20 protein-coding genes are annotated in these 22,834 nt (G+C 38.5%); 7 read left to right on the top strand and 13 right to left on the bottom strand.

From position 1 onward, the window contains the following. Nucleotides 1–49 precede the first annotated feature (49 nt). On the bottom strand, nt 50–1,399 hold the full coding sequence (locus tag IQ282_RS06940; RefSeq protein ID WP_194851126.1) for a DEAD/DEAH box helicase: 1,350 nt from the start codon (nt 1,397–1,399) through the stop codon (nt 50–52). 171 nt (nt 1,400–1,570) lie between these two features. Here IQ282_RS06940 and rlmF point away from each other — a divergent pair, with 171 nt between their 5' ends. Further along, on the top strand, nt 1,571–2,416 hold the full coding sequence (gene rlmF, locus IQ282_RS06935; protein WP_194851125.1) for a 23S rRNA (adenine(1618)-N(6))-methyltransferase RlmF: 846 nt from the start codon (nt 1,571–1,573) through the stop codon (nt 2,414–2,416). 18 nt (nt 2,417–2,434) lie between these two features. Beyond that, nucleotides 2,435–2,602 (top strand): Lacal_2735 family protein, encoded by a 168-nt coding sequence (locus tag IQ282_RS06930; RefSeq protein ID WP_194851124.1) that lies wholly within the window; start codon nt 2,435–2,437, stop codon nt 2,600–2,602. A 183-nt stretch (nt 2,603–2,785) separates the two neighbouring features. On the opposite strand, the gene argS is transcribed toward IQ282_RS06930, so the two are convergent. Then, complete coding sequence (argS, locus tag IQ282_RS06925) at nt 2,786–4,570, bottom strand: arginine--tRNA ligase (RefSeq protein ID WP_194851123.1); 1,785 nt, start codon at nt 4,568–4,570, stop codon at nt 2,786–2,788. 80 nt (nt 4,571–4,650) lie between these two features. On the opposite strand from argS, the gene IQ282_RS06920 reads away from it, so the two are divergent. The 5 genes from IQ282_RS06920 to IQ282_RS06900 all read left to right on the top strand — a co-directional run bounded on the left by IQ282_RS06920 (nt 4,651) and on the right by IQ282_RS06900 (nt 12,504). After that, complete coding sequence (locus IQ282_RS06920) at nt 4,651–5,076, top strand: hypothetical protein (protein WP_194851122.1); 426 nt, start codon at nt 4,651–4,653, stop codon at nt 5,074–5,076. Nucleotides 5,077–5,473: 397 nt separating this feature from the next. Then, nucleotides 5,474–6,103 (top strand): MarC family NAAT transporter, encoded by a 630-nt coding sequence (locus IQ282_RS06915; protein ID WP_394355197.1) that lies wholly within the window; start codon nt 5,474–5,476, stop codon nt 6,101–6,103. A 60-nt stretch (nt 6,104–6,163) separates the two neighbouring features. Beyond that, a complete protein-coding gene (locus IQ282_RS06910; protein ID WP_194851120.1) occupies nt 6,164–7,063 on the top strand; it encodes an ABC transporter ATP-binding protein in 900 nt (299 codons plus the stop codon). Between the two features lie 2 nt (nt 7,064–7,065). Beyond that, nucleotides 7,066–10,749 carry a M1 family aminopeptidase gene (locus tag IQ282_RS06905; RefSeq protein WP_194851119.1) on the top strand — a complete coding sequence of 1,228 codons (3,684 nt, stop codon included), beginning with the start codon at nt 7,066–7,068 and terminating at the stop codon, nt 10,747–10,749. Between the two features lie 327 nt (nt 10,750–11,076). Continuing rightward, complete coding sequence (locus IQ282_RS06900) at nt 11,077–12,504, top strand: SDR family oxidoreductase (RefSeq protein ID WP_194851118.1); 1,428 nt, start codon at nt 11,077–11,079, stop codon at nt 12,502–12,504. Between the two features lie 15 nt (nt 12,505–12,519). Here the strand turns inward: IQ282_RS06900 and IQ282_RS06895 are convergent, their stop codons facing one another. The 11 genes from IQ282_RS06895 to IQ282_RS06845 form a co-directional block, all read right to left on the bottom strand. After that, nucleotides 12,520–13,296: a LytR/AlgR family response regulator transcription factor gene (locus tag IQ282_RS06895; protein WP_228547255.1), complete on the bottom strand. Its 777-nt coding sequence runs from the start codon at nt 13,294–13,296 to the stop codon at nt 12,520–12,522. Continuing rightward, nucleotides 13,289–14,335, bottom strand: a complete 1,047-nt coding sequence (locus IQ282_RS06890) for a sensor histidine kinase (protein ID WP_194851116.1) — start codon at nt 14,333–14,335, stop codon at nt 13,289–13,291. Before IQ282_RS06890 ends, IQ282_RS06895 begins: the two co-directional genes overlap by 8 nt. 31 nt (nt 14,336–14,366) lie before the next feature. Then, nucleotides 14,367–15,116 carry a hypothetical protein gene (locus IQ282_RS06885; protein WP_194851115.1) on the bottom strand — a complete coding sequence of 250 codons (750 nt, stop codon included), beginning with the start codon at nt 15,114–15,116 and terminating at the stop codon, nt 14,367–14,369. Between the two features lie 173 nt (nt 15,117–15,289). After that, entirely contained in the window at nt 15,290–16,255 is a 966-nt protein-coding gene (ctlX, locus tag IQ282_RS06880; protein ID WP_194851114.1) for a citrulline utilization hydrolase CtlX, read from the bottom strand. Continuing rightward, nucleotides 16,255–17,175: a dimethylarginine dimethylaminohydrolase family protein gene (locus IQ282_RS06875; RefSeq protein ID WP_194851113.1), complete on the bottom strand. Its 921-nt coding sequence runs from the start codon at nt 17,173–17,175 to the stop codon at nt 16,255–16,257. Before IQ282_RS06875 ends, ctlX begins: the two co-directional genes overlap by 1 nt. Before the next feature lie 133 nt (nt 17,176–17,308). Further along, nucleotides 17,309–18,595, bottom strand: a complete 1,287-nt coding sequence (locus IQ282_RS06870) for a citrate synthase (RefSeq protein ID WP_194851112.1) — start codon at nt 18,593–18,595, stop codon at nt 17,309–17,311. A 106-nt stretch (nt 18,596–18,701) separates the two neighbouring features. Further along, nucleotides 18,702–18,851, bottom strand: coding sequence for a hypothetical protein (locus IQ282_RS06865; protein ID WP_194851111.1), 150 nt, complete (start codon nt 18,849–18,851; stop codon nt 18,702–18,704). A 6-nt stretch (nt 18,852–18,857) separates the two neighbouring features. Continuing rightward, complete coding sequence (gene eno, locus IQ282_RS06860; RefSeq protein ID WP_194851110.1) at nt 18,858–20,147, bottom strand: phosphopyruvate hydratase; 1,290 nt, start codon at nt 20,145–20,147, stop codon at nt 18,858–18,860. 2 nt (nt 20,148–20,149) lie between these two features. Further along, nucleotides 20,150–21,262: a glutamine-hydrolyzing carbamoyl-phosphate synthase small subunit gene (gene carA / locus IQ282_RS06855; protein WP_194851109.1), complete on the bottom strand. Its 1,113-nt coding sequence runs from the start codon at nt 21,260–21,262 to the stop codon at nt 20,150–20,152. A gap of 72 nt (nt 21,263–21,334) precedes the next feature. Continuing rightward, complete coding sequence (rplQ, locus tag IQ282_RS06850) at nt 21,335–21,811, bottom strand: 50S ribosomal protein L17 (RefSeq protein ID WP_194851108.1); 477 nt, start codon at nt 21,809–21,811, stop codon at nt 21,335–21,337. A gap of 30 nt (nt 21,812–21,841) precedes the next feature. Beyond that, nucleotides 21,842–22,834, bottom strand: a complete 993-nt coding sequence (locus IQ282_RS06845; RefSeq protein WP_194851107.1) for a DNA-directed RNA polymerase subunit alpha — start codon at nt 22,832–22,834, stop codon at nt 21,842–21,844.

Genomic DNA, 22,834 nt, shown 5'->3' with positions numbered 1-22,834 from the left:
AAGGTTAATTCAAATACTAGACCATTTTTTAAAGTGATGGTTTAATCGGCTATTTTTTATTGCGCTTGTTATAATTTTTATCGCCTCTAGTCTTGGGTTTCTTATACTTTTTGGCAATTTCACGTCGGTAGCTTCCACCTTCATTTTGCTTTTTATTCTTATCCTTTTTTTCATGAAAGGAATCTCCACGTTCATCCTCAATAACCGCATGTGGATTGTGAGTTTCCCGTTTAATAGGAGTTTCTTCTGGAGTTTTCTGAGAGGAAATTTCGACTTTTTCGGGAAATTCTGTCACCGCAATCTTGCGATCCATCAATTCCTCAATCCTATTCTTTTGATCGATTTCCTGCTCTGTGAAGAATAAGATGGATTTACCCTTTTGTTCAGCTCTACCAGTTCGTCCTATACGGTGCATGTAATTCTCTGCATAACGCGGTACATCCATATTAATAACATGAGAAACCTTAGAAAGATCGAGTCCACGGGCCATTACATCTGTGGCAATTAAAATACGGGATTGACCGCTGTCGAATAATTCAATACTGCGCAGACGGTAATTTTGAGTTTTATTAGAATGTATAACAGCAATCTCTTGACCATATTGCGGTGACATTACTTCTTGCAAACGATCTGCACTTTTCTTGTTGGGTACAAATACGAGAACCTTAGAAAACTCCTCCTTATCTGAAACCAGGTGCATTAACAAATTTGCCTTAGTGTAAAAATTAGCGACTGGATAACTGGTTTGTTCAATGTTTTCCAATGGTGTTCCAGAAACGGCGATACTTACCTTTAATGGGTTGAAAAAGTAGGCCACGATGAACTCCTCAATATCATCAGTCATCGTTGCAGAAAACATCACATTCTGACGTTTTGTAGGTAAGTGATCAAAAATATTATTGAGCTGGAACCTGAATCCTAGATCTAGCATTACATCCACCTCATCAATCACGATCTTTTTACAGAACTTCAACTTAACCGATTGTGCTATAATCAGATCATACAGCCTTCCCGGTGTCGCCACAACAATATCACAGCCTTCACCCAGCGCTTTCTTCTGCGTGTTGATGTTCATACCTCCATAAATACCGATGACTCGAACATTAAGATATTTCGCGTAAGCGTCAATCTGCTCCACCACTTGAACCACCAGTTCCCGAGTAGGAACAAGCACTAAAATGCGCGGGTCTAGATCCTGACTGTACTTCAATTCATGCAGCAACGGCAGCATATAACCCAGGGTTTTTCCAGTACCTGTTTGCGCAATACCTATCATATCGCGACCAGAAAGAATAGCAGGAAATGCCGCTTCCTGAATGGGAGTCATCGTCTGGAAACCCAGATCACTAAGTCCATTATTAAGCGGAGTCTTTAATTGAAGCTCTTCAAAGGTTTTCATGAAGCGTAATTTAATTTTTTGCAAAGGTAGTTCTTTTGAAAATCCTGATTTTTCCCGTTCAAATCGTCGTCACGACCCTTTTACTATTTATTCTCTATTTAATTTTAATTTTTAAAGTTCAAGGTCGAGGTCGAGATCAGCTTCAAATTCTAGATCCCCTATCTTTGCAGCGTGCATATAAGAAACATACATAGATACGGCTACGATTTTCCTAAATTGGTCACCGCCCATCCCGCGCTGGCAGATCATTTAGTGAATACGCCCACAGGCTCCATTAGCATTGATTTTAGCAGGGCAGAATCCATTTTGGAGTTCAATACTGCCTTATTGAAACATCACTATGATGTTCGCTATTGGAAATTACCGGCAAACACATTGTACCCACCCATTCCCGGGCGTGCTGATTATATCCACCATATATCTGACCTAGTAGGAAAAGGAATTAAAACCGGCCTGGATATAGGATGCGGTGCGAGTGCGATTTATCCTATTCTGGGCAACGCGATCTATGATTATAAGATGGTAGGCAGTGATGTGGATGCAGACAGTATCGCTTCCGCGAAAGACAATACGCTCAAAAATCCCGCTATAGAAATCAGGCTCCAAAAGGACCGCTCTAACATTCTGGAAGGGATCATTCTAGAAGGCGAGAAATATGATTTCACGATGTGTAATCCTCCGTTCTTTTCCAGCCAGGAAGAAACCGATAAGGTCAATCAGAAAAAACAACGCAAACTTGCCACCTATGAGGAACGCCGTAATTTCTCTGGAATGTCCCATGAATTATGGTGCAACGGCGGCGAAGCTTTATTTGTAAAAAGGATGATTAAAGAATCCGTAAACTTTAAAGATCAAGTAGAATGGTTTACCAGCTTAATTTCTAAAAAGCAACACGTTGCCAAATTAGAGAAACAAGCCAAAAAACTAAATGCCGAGGTTCAGATTATTCCCATGCAAACGGGAAATAAGGAGAGCCGCATACTCGCCTGGAGATTTAGTAAAGAAACCACCGCATAACCGACCTACCTTAAAAAGATGTTCGGATTATTCAAGAAGAAGTCAGAAGCAGAAAAATTACAAGAAGAATACAAAAAATTAATGGCAGATTCCCACCGTCTGTCCACTACAGATCGCACTGCCAGCGACGCCGCCTATGCGGAAGCTGATAAAGTCGCCAAGAAAATGGATGCTTTGAATAAGTAAGTAGTTTAAATTCTAGTGTTGTATCATACATACTTTTCAAAAGGGTAGACTTAAGTCTACCCTTTTGACATGAAGCTGAAAATTAATGGTGCATTAAATTTTGCTATTTTCACTCCAACAAGCTTGAAAGATCAGATGACAATTTGTATTGTGGTGAGTTTCATTATTTAAGCATCGCCTCTTTTACATTTGATCTGGAACCTGTATCCCCAATAGGTCACAACCACTCTTAATCACTTTTGCTGTTTTGAAACACAACAACAGTCTGAAGTGTTTTAAGTCGGCATTTGATTCTTCTACTATTTTCGGTACATTTTGATAGAAACTATTGAATTCTTTGACGAGTTCAAATAAATAGTTAGCCACTAGAGCTGGACTATAATTGCGAGCTGCAGAAGCAATCGTCTCTGGATATTGCTGCAATAATTTTATAACGGCAATATCCTTATCTATTAATGGTAAATCTTCCTGAGCTTCTAATTGGGTTTTATCAAAACCAGCCTTAGTTAGTATGGATTGTATTCTTGCATGAGCATATTGTATGAAAGGTCCCGTATTCCCCTGAAAATCCACAGATTCCTTAGGGTCAAAAACCATACTTTTCTTAGGGTCAATTTTGAGCATGAAATACTTTAATGCTCCTAACCCAATCATTTGATACAATTCCTCTTTCTGCTCCATATTTAATCCTTCCAGCTTTCCCTGCTCTTGCGCAATGTCACGTGCAGTATCAGTCATTTCTTGGATTATATCATCTGCATCAACGACAGTTCCTTCACGCGACTTCATTTTACCAGACGGTAAGTCAATCATTCCATAACTTAAATGATACAGATTTTCCGCCCATTCATAACCTAGCTTTTGTAGGATCAGGAAAAGTACTTTAAAGTGATAATCTTGCTCATTTCCTACGGTATAAACCATACTATCAATATCATGATCTCTCACTCTTTGAACCGCAGTTCCTATATCTTGAGTCATGTATACGGCAGTACCGTCAGCTCGCAAAACAATTTTTTCATCCAGACCATCATCTGTCAGATCAATCCAGACAGATCCGTCATCTTTTTTAAAGAACACACCGGTATTTAAACCATGAGCAATGACATCTTTACCTAAAAGGTAGGTATCACTCTCATAGTACAAACTATCAAAATGCACTCCCAGATCTCTATATGTAGTATCAAAACCTGCATATACCCAGCCATTCATCATCTTCCACAGTCGCACAGTTTCTTCATCGCCCTGCTCCCATTTGCGCAACATTTCTTGCGCCTCAATAATGGAAGGAGCTTTCTTTTTTGCATCTTCCTCAGGGATGCCCTCTTGTATTAAAGCAATAATTTCTTTCTTGTACTCTTGGTCAAATTTTACATAATAATTCCCAACCAACTTGTCGCCTTTTAAACCTGTAGATTCTGGCGTCGCTCCCTCTCCATACTTGATCCAGGCAAGCATGGATTTACAAATATGAATACCTCGATCATTAATAATCTGGGTCTTTGTCACTTCCTTTCCAGTAGCTTCTAAAATCAAGGCCGTAGAGTATCCCAGAACTATATTACGAATGTGACCTAAATGTAGTGGCTTATTTGTGTTAGGTGAACTAAACTCTACCATAGCGCCGGGAAGATCTGTATTTACAGATGTCTTGCCAAAATTTTCCTTTGATAGAATAGAATTGAATTCCGTTAAGAATGCGTTGCTAGAAAGTTTTAAATTCAAAAACCCTTTAATTACCTCAACACCGGCAACTAAATCGCTCTGTTTTAGCAACTCATCTCCTATCTGCTGGCCTATGACCGCTGGGTTTCCTTTGATGTGACGCAGCATGGGAAAAACCATGATGGTATAATCGCCGGTTTGATCTTTTCTTGTGAGCGATATATCCACCGATTGTAAATCGACGTGAAAGATAGATTTCACGATTTCTATCGTCTTTTTTTCCAGGTTTTCTAGTAATCGCATAGCTCAATTTTGAGCGCACAAATATAAGGATATTGAAAGGCTTGAGCCGGTACGTAGACTAAGTTTGTAACTGTTAGATTATGCTACACAACGTCTCTTATAACAATCGTGAAATTGAACGGAAAATCGCTCTGGAAGTCGGCCCTATGTTGACCCTAAAAGAGCGTTGGAAACTTAAGGGGTCAGGCTCGCCCAGGCTATACGTGACAGATTGCAGCATACACATATACAATCTGATGGTGCTGGACATTAATGCAAATACCTGTAACATTGAACTGCGGGAAAAGGGAATAATTATACGCTTTCGTTCCTTGTTAGAAACCTATGCATTGCCTATTCCCTATTATAAATTGACACTATACAAAGGCCGCGCGGAAGAATACAGTCTGTACCGCGATAACTATTTCTTCAAGATACGAGCCGATAAAAAAGGTATCCATAAATTTATAGAAAAGATCTCCCAGTTGAAAAGCGATCAAGGCTTTACCTACGTGGATGATCTTTAATCTTAGGATTTACTCAATTATTCCATGAGTTGATAATCACCGTAAGATTAATAAAGTGACGTCAGCTTTTACTTTCATACCAATTCTTTTACAAATCTTTTAGAGGGTTTAAAGTGATTTCCATTGAGTAAAAAGCATATTCTAACGTGTTATTATGTGGTGGTGACTTCCGCTTTCGCGAAAGCGATTTTATTTAAAAGCACCAATAAGTGTCGATTTTTAGAAAATACAGTGTCAACTTTTCTTAGTAAGATGAAGTTGTCTCAACTCAATTAATACAGACATAACCCAAAAGGCGAGATTTGATGTTTTACAGTTAACACATCAGCTTTTTTTGATAAGGATTTCCTTACCTATTCAAGCTCTATCCAGCTGGATCTTTGCATAAAAAGCAATGATTACAACAATATTAATGGCTTTTACCGCCATCTTGTCCGTGGTAAACCCTCTGGGAACTGTTCCCATATTTGTAGGATTAACTACAGACTATACTCCTACCGAAAAGAGAAAAGCCGCACTGCTCACTGCCATCAATACAGGAGTGATCTTATTGATCTCATTTTTTGTGGGGAAATATGTACTCTCATTTTTTGGCATTTCCATTCATTCCTTGCGGATTGCTGGCGGACTCATCATCGTTTCCTCTGGATTTGCGCTATTGACAGGAACTTTTTCTAATCACAAGGGAATGGATAAACGGGTAAAAGATGATGCTTATACTCGAGATTCTATATCACTTACACCCCTCGCGATGCCCATGCTTGCGGGACCTGGGACTATTTCTTTATTGATAGGATATTATCAAGAGTTCCCATTATGGGTGGATCGCAGTATGATCATTATTGCAGTTATAGCGGTTGCCATCAGTATCTTCCTGGTTCTGAGCAGCAGTTCACATATCGTAAAGTTTTTAGGCGCATCTGGAATTAATGCAGTTTCTCGTATTGTAGGATTTATAGTTATCGCCATAGGAATAGAGTATATAAGCAGTAGTGTGATCTCTATTATGGGGTCATTATTGTCTTAAGATTTTTGTAACATTTTTGATTTAAGGTTTACTAATTGTTCAAATAGTAAATCCGATCAAATGATACTGAGTTTAAAAAATGTCTCTAAGACTTATAGTAACGGAGTGAAAGCGCTGGACGGCGTGACCATAAATATAAATAATGGAATGTTCGGACTGCTAGGACCTAACGGTGCTGGTAAATCGTCCTTGATGCGTACTATCGCAACATTGCAAACGCCAGATAGTGGAGAGATTCATCTTGAGGAAATGAATGTTCTGGAAGAGAAAATTGAATTCCGCAAAACGTTGGGTTACTTACCACAGGAATTTGGTGTTTATCCTAAAATGAGTGCAGAGGATTTATTACATTATTTTGCCAGTCTTAAAGGCATTACCAATAAAGCAGAACGCAACGCGATAGTTGCTAAAGCTCTTGAAGTTACAAACCTAACAGAAGTAAAACATAAACACGTTGCTGGATATTCCGGCGGTATGAAACAACGTTTTGGTATTGCACAATTGTTGCTCAACGACCCTAAACTCATTATTGTAGATGAACCTACAGCAGGACTAGATCCCGCAGAGCGCCACCGTTTTCTTAACGTACTGCGAGAAATAGGAACAAACCACATCGTAATCTTTTCTACCCACATCGTTGATGACGTAAAGGAATTGTGTACAGATATGGCTATTCTTAACGGAGGAAAAATACTCGCTCACGCCACCCCTAAAGAACTGGTTGCGAGTTTACACGGAAGGATATGGACGACTATCGTCGCCCGTGAAAATATTGAGGATATTCAAACAAGATTCAACGTTATCTCCTCCAGTTTTGATGATGACAATAATCTAAAAGTACGTGTTCTATCAGCAACATCTCCTGGTGCTGAATTTGTAGCAGGAACGCCCTCTTTAGAAGATGTTTATTTCACAACGCTAAGCCACGATGAGTTGGTCGCGCAACCTGAAACTGTCTAGATATGTTCCTTACCATTTACACACACGAGATCAAGACCTGGTTTAAGAAACCCTTGTTCTACATCTATGCTGGTGCACTTTTCGTTTTTGCCATGCTCCTATCTGCGATTGCAGTAGGTGTTTTTGACAGCGATAATGTCACGGTAACTTCTGCGATTGAATTGAATAGTGCCATAGGAATCTACAGCATGACCTCTGTTTTTGCATTGATTACCTATTTATTGATTCCCTCCATAATGGGTGGAACTATCCAGCGTGATTTTGAAAATAACATGCACAACGTTCTTTACTCCTACCCGTTGACTAAGGTTAGCTATTTACTGGCCAAGTTCTGCGCTGGAATGAGCATTACCCTGCTGGTAATCATTGCCAGCATGATAGGTCTAACGATAGGATTTTATTTGCCTGGAGCTAATGATTTCTTGGTAGGACCGTTTGAAATCATGAATTATCTGCAGCCATTCCTGCTGTATATAATTCCCAATGTATTTTTTTACGGGATCATCGTATTCTCCATCACTGCTTTTGTTCGCAACATCAACATCGGATTTATGGTGGTGCTGTGTTTGATCATCGTACAAACTACAGTGAGTGCCAGTAGTGATTCTGTGGACGACACATATTGGTTAGAGTTATTTGAACCTACAGGACAAGCCGCCACAGGTGCCATCGTTGAATACTGGACGCCTGAGGAACAAAGCAATCAACTTATTCCTGTGGAAGGCACCTTGCTTTATAACCGCTTGATCTGGTTGGGAATTTCTGTTCTAGTATTCCTCATTGTATTGATCAGCTTTAAGTTTGCACAAAGTCCTGTGAGCTTCAAACTAAAACGCAGTAAACCTCAGCGAGCTACAAAGCGCAATTTTGGGACGATCCAGTCGATCATTATGCCTAAGGTCACTTCAGATTTCTCTTTGTTAGGCCAACTCAAAACCTCATGGGTTTTGGCAAAATCAGACTTGAAATTTATCGTTACGGGCTGGCCATTTATTATTATTGTCGTTACGGCATTTGCTTTTTCATTAGTGACGATGCTGGTTTCTGGAGAGATCTATGGGACTGGGATCTTACCTAAAACCTGGCTTATGTTGAGCATCGTTTCTGGTTTGTTCACGCTATTTATTTATTTATTGATTTACCTGTACGGTGGGTTGATTATGGATCGTGCAAATACAGCTCATTTAAAACAAATGATCGATGCAACTCCTACTAAAAACTGGACCATATTACTTTCAAAATTCATCGCTTTATTCTTAATGACGCTGACGTTACTGCTCATAGTAATGATAAGCGGGATAATCATTCAAGGCTATAACGGTTACTTTGATTTTGAGGTTCCGTTGTATTTATTTGATTTGTATATCATCAATTCTTGGAATTTTATACCATGGATCATGATGACTATACTGGTTCATACACTGATCAAAAATAAATGGTTAGGCTTGCTGACTTTACTTGTTTTGGCGATCGGTCTTCCTCCATTATTAGGAGCACTGGGCGTTGATCAATCTCAATTTATTTTCAATCAGGGTGGCGGTTCTCCATCACCTAGTGATATGAATGGCTACGGTTTTGCCCTGCCTATTTTCTACACCTATCGCTTGTATTGGATTGCTTTAGGAATGGTATTGTTCGTGGTTGCGGTGTTGTTCTACAGACGTGGGATGGGCAGCAGTATGAAGGAGAGGTTCGCTTTCGCGAAAGCGAGAACTACCATAACCTCCACCGTAACTATTGTGGGTTCTTTAATCGTATTCTTTGGAATAGGAGGCTATTTATGGTATCTCAACAACGTAGGCGAGGAACAGCTGAGCGGTAAGGAGCGTGAACAATTAGTCGTCAATTATGAAAAGGAATTAGGCAAATTTTCTGGCGTCCCACAACCGGAAACGGTGGCAATAAATACCTTTATGGACATCTTTCCAGATTCTAGAGATTTCAAGGCTGGAGCAACCTACACGATGGTGAATAGAACAGATGTTGCAATTGACACCCTTCACGTAAATGTGCCGGATGAAAAATCACAACCTACCTCCATCAATCTGGATCGCAAGTCAGAAATTGTCTATGATAATGAAGATTACGGGTATCGCATGTATCAATTTGCAAAGCCTTTAATGCCAGGAGACACCTTGCAGTTTTCATTTACCACGGCAAATGCTCCCAATACGTTTTTAGAAAACAATTCCCCTGTACTTGATAATGGAACGTTTATAAATAATGGTATTTTCCCTTCCATAGGTTATAACGATGGTGCAGAGTTGCGAGACACTCAAACACGTAAACGCTATGATCTTGCTCCTAAAGACAGATTACCTTCCCCAGAAACTCCTGGCGCCCAGGATCGCAATTACTTAGGCCCTAACGCGCACTGGATTGATTTTGAAGCTACAGTAAGTACATCGTTGGATCAAATTGCTATTGCTCCAGGATACCTTATCAAGGAATGGGAGGAAGATGGTCGTAAGTACTACCACTATAAGATGGATTCTAAGATGATCAACTTTTATGCATTCCTTAGCGGTAGATACAAAGTTTTGAAGGATCAACATGAAGGTGTAGCATTGGAGATTTATTATCATCCAGAACATGAGTACAATGTGGATCGAATGATGAAAGGTCTTAAAAAAGGACTGGATTATTACAATGCTAATTACACGCCTTACCAGCACAGACAGGCACGAATTATTGAGTTTCCTAAATCTGGTGGTGGTTTTGCACAAGCATTCCCTAACACCATTCCCTTTAGTGAGGCTATAGGGTTTATTGCAGACGTGGATGATGAGGATAATGATAACGTGGATTACCCATTTAGCGTTACAGCTCATGAACTGGCACACCAGTGGTGGGCACATCAGGTTATAGGTGCAAATGCAAAAGGTGCTACCTTATTATCAGAAAGCATGTCAGAATACAGCTCATTGAAAGTTTTGGAAAAAACCTATGGTAAATATCAGATGCGTAACTTCTTGAAAGATGCGATGGATGGTTATTTAATAGGAAGAACCGTAGAATCCATAGGTGAGAATCCGTTGATGTATAATGAGAACCAACAGTATATCCATTATCAGAAAGGCTCGCTTGTACTTTATGCGATCAGTGATTACATAGGTGAAAAGAAATTCAACAATGTTGCAAAAGCGTTCTTAGAAAAACACCAATTCAAAGGTGCTCCATATCCAGTGGCGACAGAATTTGTGGACGATATACGTGCAGTGACGCCAGACAGTCTGCAATATTTAATAAAAGATATGTTTGAAACCATCACCTTATACGATAACAAAGTTAAAAAAGCGAGCTATAAAAAGTTGGCAGATGGTAGCTATGAAGTCGACATCAATGCGCTCGTTTCCAAAGCCCGCAGCAATCCAAAAGGGAAATTATCTTACCACGATATTCCAGGTGATAGCATTAGTTTCACCCCTAAAGGAAAGAAGAAAGCACTAAAATCCTTGCCATTAGCAGATTATATTGAGGTTGGAATCTTTGGTGCTGAAGAAGGTGATACCGGCATGCCTAAAGTTCTTTACATTGAAAAACGTAAAGTCACGGGTATCAACAACGACTTCAAAATCATTGTAAAAGAAAAGCCGGTAGAAGTGGGAATCGATCCTTTCAATAAACTGATCGATCGCAATTCAGATGATAACCGAAGTAGTGTAAGCGAGAAAAGCGAAAAATAAACAAGCTTCAAATATCCTAAATTTATAAAGCGCCTTTCTCAAGAGAAAGGCACTTTTATTTTCTGAAAGTTTTCGATCATCCTCCATCCTTACTTTTACAAGCCTAAGAAGATTTTTCTTGTAAGATCTGCAGGACTTCTTTATGGAAAGAGGTTTAAATTAAGTGTAGAGGGATTTTAAATAATATTCACAGTGGAAGAGAATAAAATGGCTGCCTGAAAACATAAAACTGAAATTCCTTAACCAAACAAATATTTGATGTGATTTCGCTTTTGTTTTAACAACATCCTATCGTTCTGGAATGCTTGTGCAACTTATCTTTAGATAATGAAAGTATTACTCACAGGTGCAAATGGCTACATAGGCGTACGATTGCTTTACGAATTACTCAAGCAAGATCATGAGGTGGTTTGTGCAGTGCGCAGCGCAAGCCGTTTATCAGTTCCAGACGATATTAGAGCACAAGTAGAAATCATTGAGATTGACTTTTTAGATCTTCCAGAAGTCAATCCTATCCCGGCAGACATTGATGCTGCTTATTATCTGATTCACTCCATGAGCAGTAGTACAGATAGCTTTGATAAGATGGAAGCCGAAAGTGCCCATAGCTTTTTACACCAGCTGTCACATACCTATTGCAAACAAATCATCTACTTATCTGGAATTGTAAATCAGGAAGTGCTGAGTAAGCATTTGCTTTCGCGAAAGCATGTTGAAGACATACTTAGTGCAAGTCACATACCTACAACAGTATTGAGAGCAGGGATCATAGTTGGTAGCGGTAGTTCTTCTTTTGAGATCATCCGTGATTTGTGTGAGAAATTGCCCATTATGATTACGCCTAAATGGGTCAATACTAAAACACATCCTATTGCCATTCGCAACGTCATGAGCTATCTCATAGGAATTTTAGGGCGCGAGGAGTCCTATCATGAATCCTATGATATAGGAGGAAAGAATGTACTCACCTATAAGGAAATGATGCAGCAGTATGCTGTCAATAGAAATTTGCACCTTTCCATATGGACGGTTCCCATCATGACCCCTAAATTCAGTTCCTACTGGCTGTTTTTAGTGACAAGTACCTCTTACAAACTCGCCCGGAATTTGGTAAACAGCATGTCCGTGGAAGTTATCCCAAGAGAGAATCCGCTAGCGCATGAATTGGGAATTCCTATTTATAGTTATCAAGAAGCGCTGGATATGGCTTTCGCCAAAATCGAACAAAATAACGTTGCCAGCAGCTGGAAAGACAGTATGGTAAGTGGGAGATTCAAGAAAAATATCAACCAATTCAAACAAGTACCGAAATTTGGTTGTCTACAAGATGCCCAAACTTACAAAACAGACAACCCAGAAGAAGCCCTAAACCGAATCTGGTCCATAGGTGGAAAAAATGGTTATTACTATGCAGATTTCCTCTGGAAGATTCGTGGTTACACAGATAAGCTTTTTGGTGGTGTGGGTTTAAGACGAGGAAGAACTAATCAGGATAAAATTTACTCGGGAGACTCATTGGACTTCTGGCGTGTGCTGGTCGCAGACCGGAAAGAAAAACGCCTTCTTCTCTTTGCCGAAATGCGCGTTCCAGGAGAAGCCTGGTTAGAGTTTGAAATTGACAAGAATAATGTCGTTCACCAAACGGCAACTTTCAGACCGCGTGGGCTTTGGGGCAGGTTATACTGGTACAGTATGTTGCCGTTTCACTACTTTATCTTTGCAGGAATGATCAAGCGGATTGCGGTAGGTAAATAGGTGTTAGCTGTTAGCCTAAACACCTACCCATGAGTTAAAATCACGTGTTTTAGTTTGACTTACTTTAAGTATTTTGCTCTTAGAATTTAAAAATACTAATACCGTATTTTTATTATATCGCTCCAATTTATCAATAAATTTACGGTGAACATTTTCACTACGATTAATTCTGAAAAATTCTTTGGGATCTAAAAACTGCTCTATTTCAACAAAAACTGTTTGAGGCATTACATGCCTATTGTTCCATTGATCGATCGCAAAAATAACTCCATTATCTGCCTGAAAGCAGACGATATCCACCACCTTCAAAAAGTAAATTCCGGTATTGGATTTTATTGCAAATTGATTCTTATAATCAACACTACTTTCCTGACTGACCTCGATTAAATTATTTAAAGAACCTATCAATTCAATATAATTTTTAGGTAGGCCTCCTTTTAATCTCAAAAATTTATCCCAAGCATTTGAAAACCGTTCATATGAATAGGGTTTTAAAAGGTACTCTATTCCATTAGCTTCAAAAGCATTCATTAAGAACTCGTTGTAGGCAGTTGCAAAAATAATTGGGCAATTTATAACTATATCATTGTAAATTTCGAAAACATTACCGTCTCTTAATTCTATATCTGAAAAAATAAGATCAACATCATGTTTTTTTGATAATAGAAGCCTAGCATCCTCGACAGTTTCTAACTCTGCAATAACCTCATAGGAACTACATACTTGTGCTAAATATCTTTTAAGTTTTTTTCTGGCAGGAATCTCATCTTCGATTATAAGTATTTTATACATCTGCATTCCTATTTAAGAATGGCAAGATCACTGTAAAATGAGTTTCATTTTCTTCAATTATAATGTCAGTACTTCCTAATAACTCAAATTGAGTAGACAGGTTTTTAAGCGCTCTTCCGCCAGCTTTTTTTTTATACTTCTTTGCTACCTTATTATTAGTTACCCAGATATTGGCACTAATAGAAATATGAATGCGTACAGGATCATCTATCGAGCCTAGATTGTGTTCTATAGCATTTTCTATTAGAACCTGTAAACAAAAAGGGGGGACAAAAACCTCTTCAACCCTTTTATAATGGTTGATTTCTAAGGAATAATAACCCAAATATTTTTCTTCCATGAGTTTAAAATAACCTTTAGCAAATTTAATCTCGTCGCGCAACGACACTATTTTTTTTTCTGATGTTATCAAAGAATACCGGTATAGCTTTGAAAAATGATGCAAAAAGTTACTCGCCTTATCCTTATCTTCTTCTATAAGTTGATCTAGCGTGTTCAGGTTATTGAATAAAAAATGTGGATTCAACTGTGCCTTTAGTTGTTGTATTTTACTTGATGCCAGCGCTTTGTCATATTCATTAATCTCAGTTCTATAATTGATGTTCTCCTTTGAATATAAATAAGCTAGATATAAGCTGCCAAATAAAATGAACTCAACAACTCTATAAATATTCACGGTTATCAAAGTTTGAAAATTAAAGTTTCTGATTACCGTATCAAATATAGTAGCAACGATTAGCCCAAAGACATTTGCAGCAAAAATGTAGCCTATGAACGCGATTCCAAAGAAACTCAAGTAGGATTTGAGCGCTTTAGGTTTCTGAAAATCGTTGTTGCCTATATAATTTGTGACCCCTTTGATTAAAATAAATATAACCAAAGCGGCTAAAAATTGTCCTATAGGTCCATCAGGCAAAAAAATGACATCAAAGCTTTGACCTGCTCTAATCCTGTTATTTACCACGAGTACATAGCTCAACAGAAAAATAAACAGCACAAAGTATGTGTCAATCTGTAAATAATTGAATAACTTTTTCATCGTTAATCAAATTAGAAAAATTAGTGTCAAGTTATTCTGGCCAGGAGTTAGTTACCACACCTTGAGCATCATATATTTCCAATTTCACATTGTTTTCTTTATCAATATAGAACATAGCTCTAGGTTTTCCATTATCTCCAAACAGAAATAATCCATTATTTTCACTTCTCGTTTTACCTAGCATAATTCTGTTGGTCCCGCCAATGCGACCTTGATCAACGTACTGTAGATATTTTTCTCTTCTTATTTTTCTATCTTCGATAGTATCCAGCTCCTCCATTATATCTGTTACACCTTGCTGGGTTTCATAAGCACCTCGGTCTTTAAAAGTCAATGCACTCGTAACCATTCTTTGGTCGCCTTTTCCCTGGTCTGTAGTCAGAAGTTGCATCACCTGGTCACCGTCATATTGATCGTATGTTAGGGACAATCCAGAACTATGTCCGTTTTCATCTTTAGCACCATCATAAATAAAACCGCCACTTTCAATACCATCTTCATTAAAGAATAACATCCCTGAACGTTTTTTTCTGTCCTTAGTTACCGGCCTATCATTAATAGTAGTTGTGCCATTTGGGAATTGTTCCACATTAGTAATTATCATTTTGACGGTACCGTCTGACTCTACTATATTGATGCGTTCCACATCGATAGTTTTGAACTTTTGATTGATATTCGTTTTAAAAGCAAATAGAAGTAATGCAGTTATTATAGCCACGGTAGCGACTGTAAATGTTCTGAGAATAATTAATTCTCGATTAAGTTTTTTAGTAGTCTCCATTGTTTCAGTTTTATATATGTGAGACAATAATAGAGACATCTATGAAATCCAACAAGCGAGATATAGTGAGCGCGGGAAAATATCAACCGGGATAGGGAATAAACGTATTGAATAATTGAATATATTATCAGGTACAATTGGGTTGTGGATCCTCCCGCTATTTAAGAATATTTTTAAGAGCTATGAACCACCTCCATCACAACCTTAGGCAAGAAAATCTCTGCCATCATGCAGCGTACGCTTCCACCGCCTAAAGCTTCTATCGTGGAGATATCTGGATGAATGATTTCATTATACTTTTCCAGTTTCTGAATCTGGTCTTTATCAAGTGATTTATAAGCTTGGTCACTCATGACTAGAATCTTCTTTCCATCTCTATTTTTGACCTGCATCATATTTCCTGCAAAAGAATTGACCTGAGTTTCTGAAATAGCTATGACCTGTTTATTGTCTTGTTTAAATGATTTCAGAATGCTTTTACGTTCCTTAGCATCGTCAATGCAGTCTAGGCAGATTACTACATATTCCTCGCCTAGAGCCATCATTACATTAGTATGGTAGATGGGTAAGCGTTTGTCTTCTACGGTTTGGTAGGCTGTAAAGATGACTGGTGTGTATTCAAAGTCTTCACAAAATTCAATTAGTAATTCCTCGTCTGCTCTTGCCGAAATGCTGCAATAGGCTTTCTCATTAGTTCGATCAAGTATGATGCTTCCTGTTCCCTCTAGAAAGAAACCTTCCTCTTCTGCACTGGTGTAATCCATTACATTTTTGATGCGGAAGCCTTTTTCTTCAATCGTATCTAAAATATCTGGACGTCGTTCTAATCGACGGTTTTCAGCAAACATGGGATATAAAACTGCAGTTCCATTCTCATGAGTAGAAAGCCAGTTATTAGGAAATATAGAGTCTGGGGTATCATGTTTTGCATCATCATTTACAACAATCACCTCGATGCCTTGAGCTTGTAACGTTTTCGCGAAAGCGTCAAACTCTGACTGTGCTTTTAGATTAGCCGCAGCTTTATCATTATTCTGCTGGGCTTTCTGGTCTTGATAAAAATTATTTACAGCAGTTTCCTCATTCAAGCGGAATTGCACAGGACGTACCATTAGAACGGTGTCGGTAATTTGTTTCATTAGTCTCGTATTAGGGGTAAAGTAGAACAGCGCAAAAGGCCTTCTTGTTTTGAAATTTCAGCATACGGTACTTCTTCAACAGTTATACCATGCCCGCGCAACCAGGTGTTTAATCTTGTGAAATTACGTTCTGATATCACAACATCTGGAGCGATGGAAAATACATTTGAATTCATCTGATACATTTCTTCGTTGGTGATTTCAAAGCAGTTTTCCTTTCCGAATAAATCGACTAAATACTGATACTCTTCTTCTTGCAGAAAACCACCTTTATAGATAATACACTTATCTGTTCCTACAGGCTGGAAGCAGCAGTCTAGATGTAGCGCATTGTTGTACGGGTTCAGATTATCTTTTCGCAGATTAAAAGAAATAACTTTTTTATTGGGAAAAGTTTCCTGAAGCCACTGCACTCCTTCAACATTAGTTCTGGCTATGATAAAGTCAGCATAATCTGCTCCTCGATAGGTGCCGACAAAAATATAATTTCCATGAAGCATGACATCACCTCCCTCTACATGAACTTCCTCTGGCGGGCGTATAACTTTATCTGAGTCAATTTTATCGAGTACGTATTGTATAGCCACTAATTCTTCCTCCCGGTCTGGTAATATGTTTGCTTTTACAAAAACATCATCTATAACAAATCCTATATCCCGAGTAAAAATCTGGTTGCAATCTTCAATTTGTTCTGGTCTAAAAACTTTTACGTCGTATTTATCAAAAATGGCTGCAACTGCTTTCATTTCTATAATCATATCTGCATTACTAGGATAGGTTCCTGCGAGGATATGCTCTCGCGATTTAGGATCATAAGCATCCTTAACATTAGGAACTGGGCCGTTGCTACGTGCGGTTCCTAGAACAACCGCACGCAATCGCGAGGTCTCATTCTGTACATTTAAATTCAATCTCTCCATAAGCCAAAAATACTTTCTTAAACGGGCATTCTAATCATAAAAGCCAATGGTTTTCCCGAATCTTATCAAATGCATTTTGCACAAAAAAACCCAAACTTTAAAGTTTGGGTTTTTGATTGATGTTTGAAAAATATTATCTCTCAGAAATCTCTGTAAAAGTTCTGAGGTTTTCTCCAGTATACACTTGACGTGGACGTCCTATGGGCTCTTTATTCTCACGCATTTCTTTCCATTGAGCAATCCATCCTGGTAATCTTCCCAGTGCGAACATTACGGTAAACATTTCCGTAGGGATGTTCATCGCTCTGTAAATGATTCCTGAATAAAAATCAACATTAGGATACAATTTACGATCTACAAAATAAGGATCTTCCAAAGCTTCTTTTTCCAGTCCTTTTGCAATATCTAAAATCGGATCGTCAACACCTAAGTCACTTAAAACCTCGTCTGCAGATTTTTTAATGATTTTAGCACGTGGATCAAAGTTTTTATAAACTCTGTGTCCAAAGCCCATCAAACGGAAGGAATCTTCCTTATCCTTAGCTTTAGCCATGTATTTTTTAGTATCACCACCGTCTTCTTTAATACCTTCTAGCATTTCAAGAACAGCCTGGTTTGCACCACCATGAAGCGGGCCCCATAATGCGTTAATACCAGCACTCAAACTAGCAAAAAGACCAGTGTGCGCAGATCCTACCATTCTCACCGTACTGGTAGAACAATTTTGTTCATGATCTGCATGCAGAATCAGTAATTTATCTAGTGCATCGACCAGTGTCTGATTCATCTTATATTCTGAATTAGGTTTTTTAAACATCATCTTAAGAATGTTTTCAATATAACCTAGATTCTCATCGCCGTAGTCTAGAGGCTGCCCAGTTCTTTTACGCAACGTCCATGCTACCAACACTGGGAATTTCCCAAGTATCTTAACGATAGCATTATACATATCCTGTTCACTTTCTACATTTACTGAAGATGGATTAAAAGCAATTAACGCGCTGGTAAGCGACGATAGCACGCCCATAGGATGGGCTGTTTTAGGAAAACCATCTAAAACTCTCTTCATATCCTCATCTACATGAGAATTTGCCTTGATATCATTATGGAATTTCTCTAATTGCGTAGAGGTAGGTAATTCACCAAAAATCAATAAATAAGAAACCTCTAAAAAACTAGCTTTTTCTGCCAGTTCTTCAATGGAATAGCCACGATACCTCAGGATGCCCTCCTCACCATTTAGAAATGTAATGGCACTCTCGCAACTTCCTGTATTTTTAAAACCTGGATCAATTGTCGTCACACCGCCAGTCACACCCCTTAGGGTTTTGATGTTGATCGCTCTTTCATTTTCCGTTCCAGTAACTATTGGGAATTCGAATTTTTTCCCGTCAATCTCTAATATCGCTTTATCTGTCATTGTCTTTCTGTCTTTCTTATTTTTCTATTTCCAAAAATACAACGGGAACCACTCAAAGTGAAATTTTAGTGATTGATGTTTTGGTATTTAGTATAAAATTTGGTTTTTAAGCACTCATATTGTGCCATAAGGTCCGGCAAACCATATTTTGTTGTGAAATTGAATGTAATTCCGCTTTCGCGAAAGAGGAATCTACATCTATTCCATCAAAAAACGGCACCGAAAATGGATGCCGTTGTTGAAACTTCGTCTCCATAAATGATTAAGAAATACGAAACGCCTTACGCCCTGGAAAGTAAGCTGAAGAATTCAACTCTTCTTCTATACGCAATAGTTGATTGTATTTTGCCATGCGATCTGAACGCGATGCAGAACCAGTTTTAATCTGTCCGGTGTTCAATGCGACTGCAAGATCTGCAATTGTATTGTCTTCTGTTTCACCGCTACGGTGAGACATGACAGATGTGTATCCTGCCTTATGAGCCATGTTAACAGCAGCGATAGTTTCTGTCAATGTTCCTATCTGATTTACTTTGATCAGAATGGAATTTGCAATATTTTGATCGATTCCTCTCGATAAACGCTCTACATTAGTGACAAACAAATCATCCCCAACCAGTTGCACTTTATGTCCGGCAATTTCGGTCAACATCTTCCAGCCTTCCCAATCATTCTCATCCATTCCATCCTCAATGGATATAATAGGATATTTATCTACCAGTTGTGATAAATATTCGGCCTGCTCCTTGCTTCTTCGAATCAGTCCTTTAGCACCTTCAAACTTTGTGTAGTCGTACTTCCCATCTACAAAGAATTCTGCAGCGGCACAATCTAAAGCAATCATGACATCTTTACCCGGTGTGTAGCCTGCATTTTTAATAGCTAAAAGAATCGTTTCCAGAGCATCCTCAGTTCCATCAAGTGTAGGCGCAAATCCACCCTCATCACCTACAGCAGTGCTTAAACCGCGCTCCTGAAGTACTTTTTTCAAGTTATGAAAAATCTCAGTTCCCATTTTCAATGCCTCACTAAATGACTCTGCTTCTACAGGCATTACCATGAATTCTTGAAAGGCAATAGGCGCGTCGCTATGTGAGCCACCATTGATAATATTCATCATAGGAACAGGTAACGTACAAGCACTCATCCCACCTATGTATCTGTACAATGGTTGATTCAATTCGTTTGCAGCTGCTTTAGCAACTGCTAGAGAAACACCCAGAATTGCATTGGCTCCCAGGTTTGCTTTATTAGCAGTTCCATCGAGTTCAATCATGGTTTGATCAATATAAGTCTGATCAAAAACAGAAACACCACGCAGCTCGTCAGCAATTGTCTTATTCACATTATGAATAGCTTTCATGACTCCTTTACCCATATAATCCTTACCACCATCGCGCAATTCTACCGCCTCATGTTCACCCGTCGAAGCGCCGGAAGGCACTGCTGCTCTACCCATAATACCATTAGAGGTGATTACATCAACTTCAACCGTTGGGTTTCCACGTGAATCAAAAATCTGTCTAGCGTGAACTTCTATGATAGTACTCATAATTAATTGCTTTTAGTTGATTTAACTAATTCCATAAATTGATCGAACAGGTAAGTTGCGTCGTTAGGACCTGGACCTGCTTCTGGATGATATTGAACTGAAAAGCATGGTTTGTTCTTCAACCGGATTCCAGCAACTGTTTGATCATTTAAATGTATGTGGGTTACCTCTACATTAGAATTAGCCTCAGTTTGCTCCTTGTTAATTGCAAAACCATGATTTTGTGAAGTAATTTCACCTTTACCAGTGGCTAAGTTTTTAATGGGGTGATTGATTCCACGATGGCCATTATGCATTTTATAAGTTTCAATGCCATTTGCCAAAGCGATTATCTGATGACCTAAACAAATACCAAATAGCGGATGGTTATTCTCCAATATTTTTTTCGTCAACTTGATGGTGTCCTCAAGAGGTTCTGGATCTCCAGGCCCGTTGGAGAGAAAAAATCCATCGGGTTTAAAATCAAGCATTTCCTCATAACTAGTATTGTAAGGAAAAACCTTTACGAAAGTGTCTCTAGTAGTAAAGTTGCGTAGAATGTTAGTTTTAATACCTAGATCTAGGGCTGCAACTTTATATGTTGCTGATTCATCACCAAAGGTATAGGCTTCCTTAGTACTCACTTTTGAAGCAAGTTCTAATCCTTTCATAGAAGGAGTGTTCTTAAGTTCTCTTTTAAGATTCTCTCTATCATCAACACGAGAAGAAATGATGGCATTCTGAGCCCCATGTTCCCGTATGTGCGCTACTAATGCTCTGGTATCAACGTCTGAAACTATGATAAGATTTTCCTTTTGGAGAAATCCTTGTAAAGAATCTGTTGCAAGAGGTCTCGAAAATTCGCCTGAAAAGTTTTTACAAACTAGTGCAGATATCTTAACTGATGTAGATTCAAGATCTAAATCAGTAGTTCCATAATTGCCTATGTGTGCATTTGTGGTCACCATGATCTGACCGTAGTAAGAAGGATCTGTGAAAATTTCTTGGTACCCTGTTGTACCAGTGTTGAAACAGATTTCTCCACTTGTAGTTCCCTCTGGCCCTACCATTTTACCATGGAAAATCGTTCCATCATCTAACATGATAATCGCGTCTTTTTTCTCTAAATATGCCATAATTCAAAAATAATGATAAAAAAAAAGGATCAATGCAAAAACATTGATCCTTTAAATAATTGTTATGAAGGTTTACTCTTCTTCATTAGTTGCTTTTACTTCTTCTTTAGCAGGCTCAGTGTCTTTCGACTTTCCGCGACGGCTACGTCTTGTAGTAGTTTTCTTAGCATCAGTTCCAGTTGCATAGATTTCGTTGTAATCTACCAACTCGATCATTGCCATGTCAGCATTGTCACCCAATCTGTTACCTAACTTAATGATTCTTGTGTATCCACCAGGACGATCACCTACTTTAGAAGCTACTTCTCTAAATAACTCTGTAACTGATTCTTTACTTCTTAATTGAGCAAAGGTCAAACGACGGTTGTGCGTCGTGTCAGATTTAGCTTTAGTGATCAATGGCTCTACAAATTGTTTAAGCGCCTTAGCTTTTGCAACTGTGGTATTAATGCGCTTGTGCTCAATAAGAGAACAAGCCATATTAGATAACATCGCCTTACGGTGAGCGGTTTTTCTACTTAAATGATTTACTTTTTTTCCGTGTCTCATTGTTTTCTATTTCTACAACTAGGTGAAAACCTAGTCACGGTCTAATTTATATTTGGATAGATCCATACCGAAGTTTAGACCTTTCACATTTACGAGTTCTTCAAGCTCAGTTAAGGACTTCTTACCGAAGTTTCTGAATTTCATCAGATCATTCTTATTGTAAGAAACTAAATCACCTAAAGTTTCAACTTCAGCAGCTTTAAGACAATTAAGTGCACGAACAGAAAGTTCCATGTCAACTAGTTTGGTCTTTAATAACTGACGCATGTGTAAGCTTTCCTCATCATATGTTTCTGTCTGAGCTATCTCATCAGCCTCTAATGTAATTCTCTCATCAGAGAACAACATAAAGTGGTGAATCAATGTCTTCGCTGCTTCAGTTAACGCATGCTTAGGATGAATGCTACCATCTGTGATAATTTCAAAAACCAATTTTTCATAATCGGTTTTTTGCTCTACACGGTAGTTTTCAATACTGTACTTAACATTTTTGATAGGTGTGAAGATACTGTCGATTGCAATGGTACCAAGAGCAGCATTTGTGTTCTTGTTTTCTTCTGCAGGTACATAACCTCTTCCTTTTTCAATAGTCAACTCAAGGTTAAGACTAATAGAAGATTCTGTGTTACAGATAACCATTTCAGGATTTAAGATTTGAAAACCTGAAATATATTTTTGCATGTCACCAGCTGTAAATTGATTATTTCCAGAAAAGGAAATATTTACAACCTCACTGTCAACTTCGTCTATTTGTCGACGGAAACGAACTTGTTTGAAATTCAAAATGATTTCAGTAACGTCTTCAACAACTCCTTCTATAGTTGAAAATTCGTGGTCAACACCTTCAATTCTGATAGATGTGATTGCAAATCCTTCTAGAGAGGAAAGTAATACTCTTCTCAGAGCATTCCCCACTGTCAACCCATAACCAGGTTCCAAAGGTCTGAACTCAAACTTACCTTCAAAATCGGTTGAATCGATCATGATTACTTTATCCGGCTTTTGGAAATTTAATATTGCCAT

Origin of the sequence: Nonlabens antarcticus (genome assembly GCF_015356755.1) — a bacterium.
In the GTDB taxonomy this organism is placed as follows: Bacteria; Bacteroidota; Bacteroidia; order Flavobacteriales; family Flavobacteriaceae; genus Nonlabens; species Nonlabens antarcticus.
This window is presented reverse-complemented; position numbering and strand designations above follow the sequence as displayed.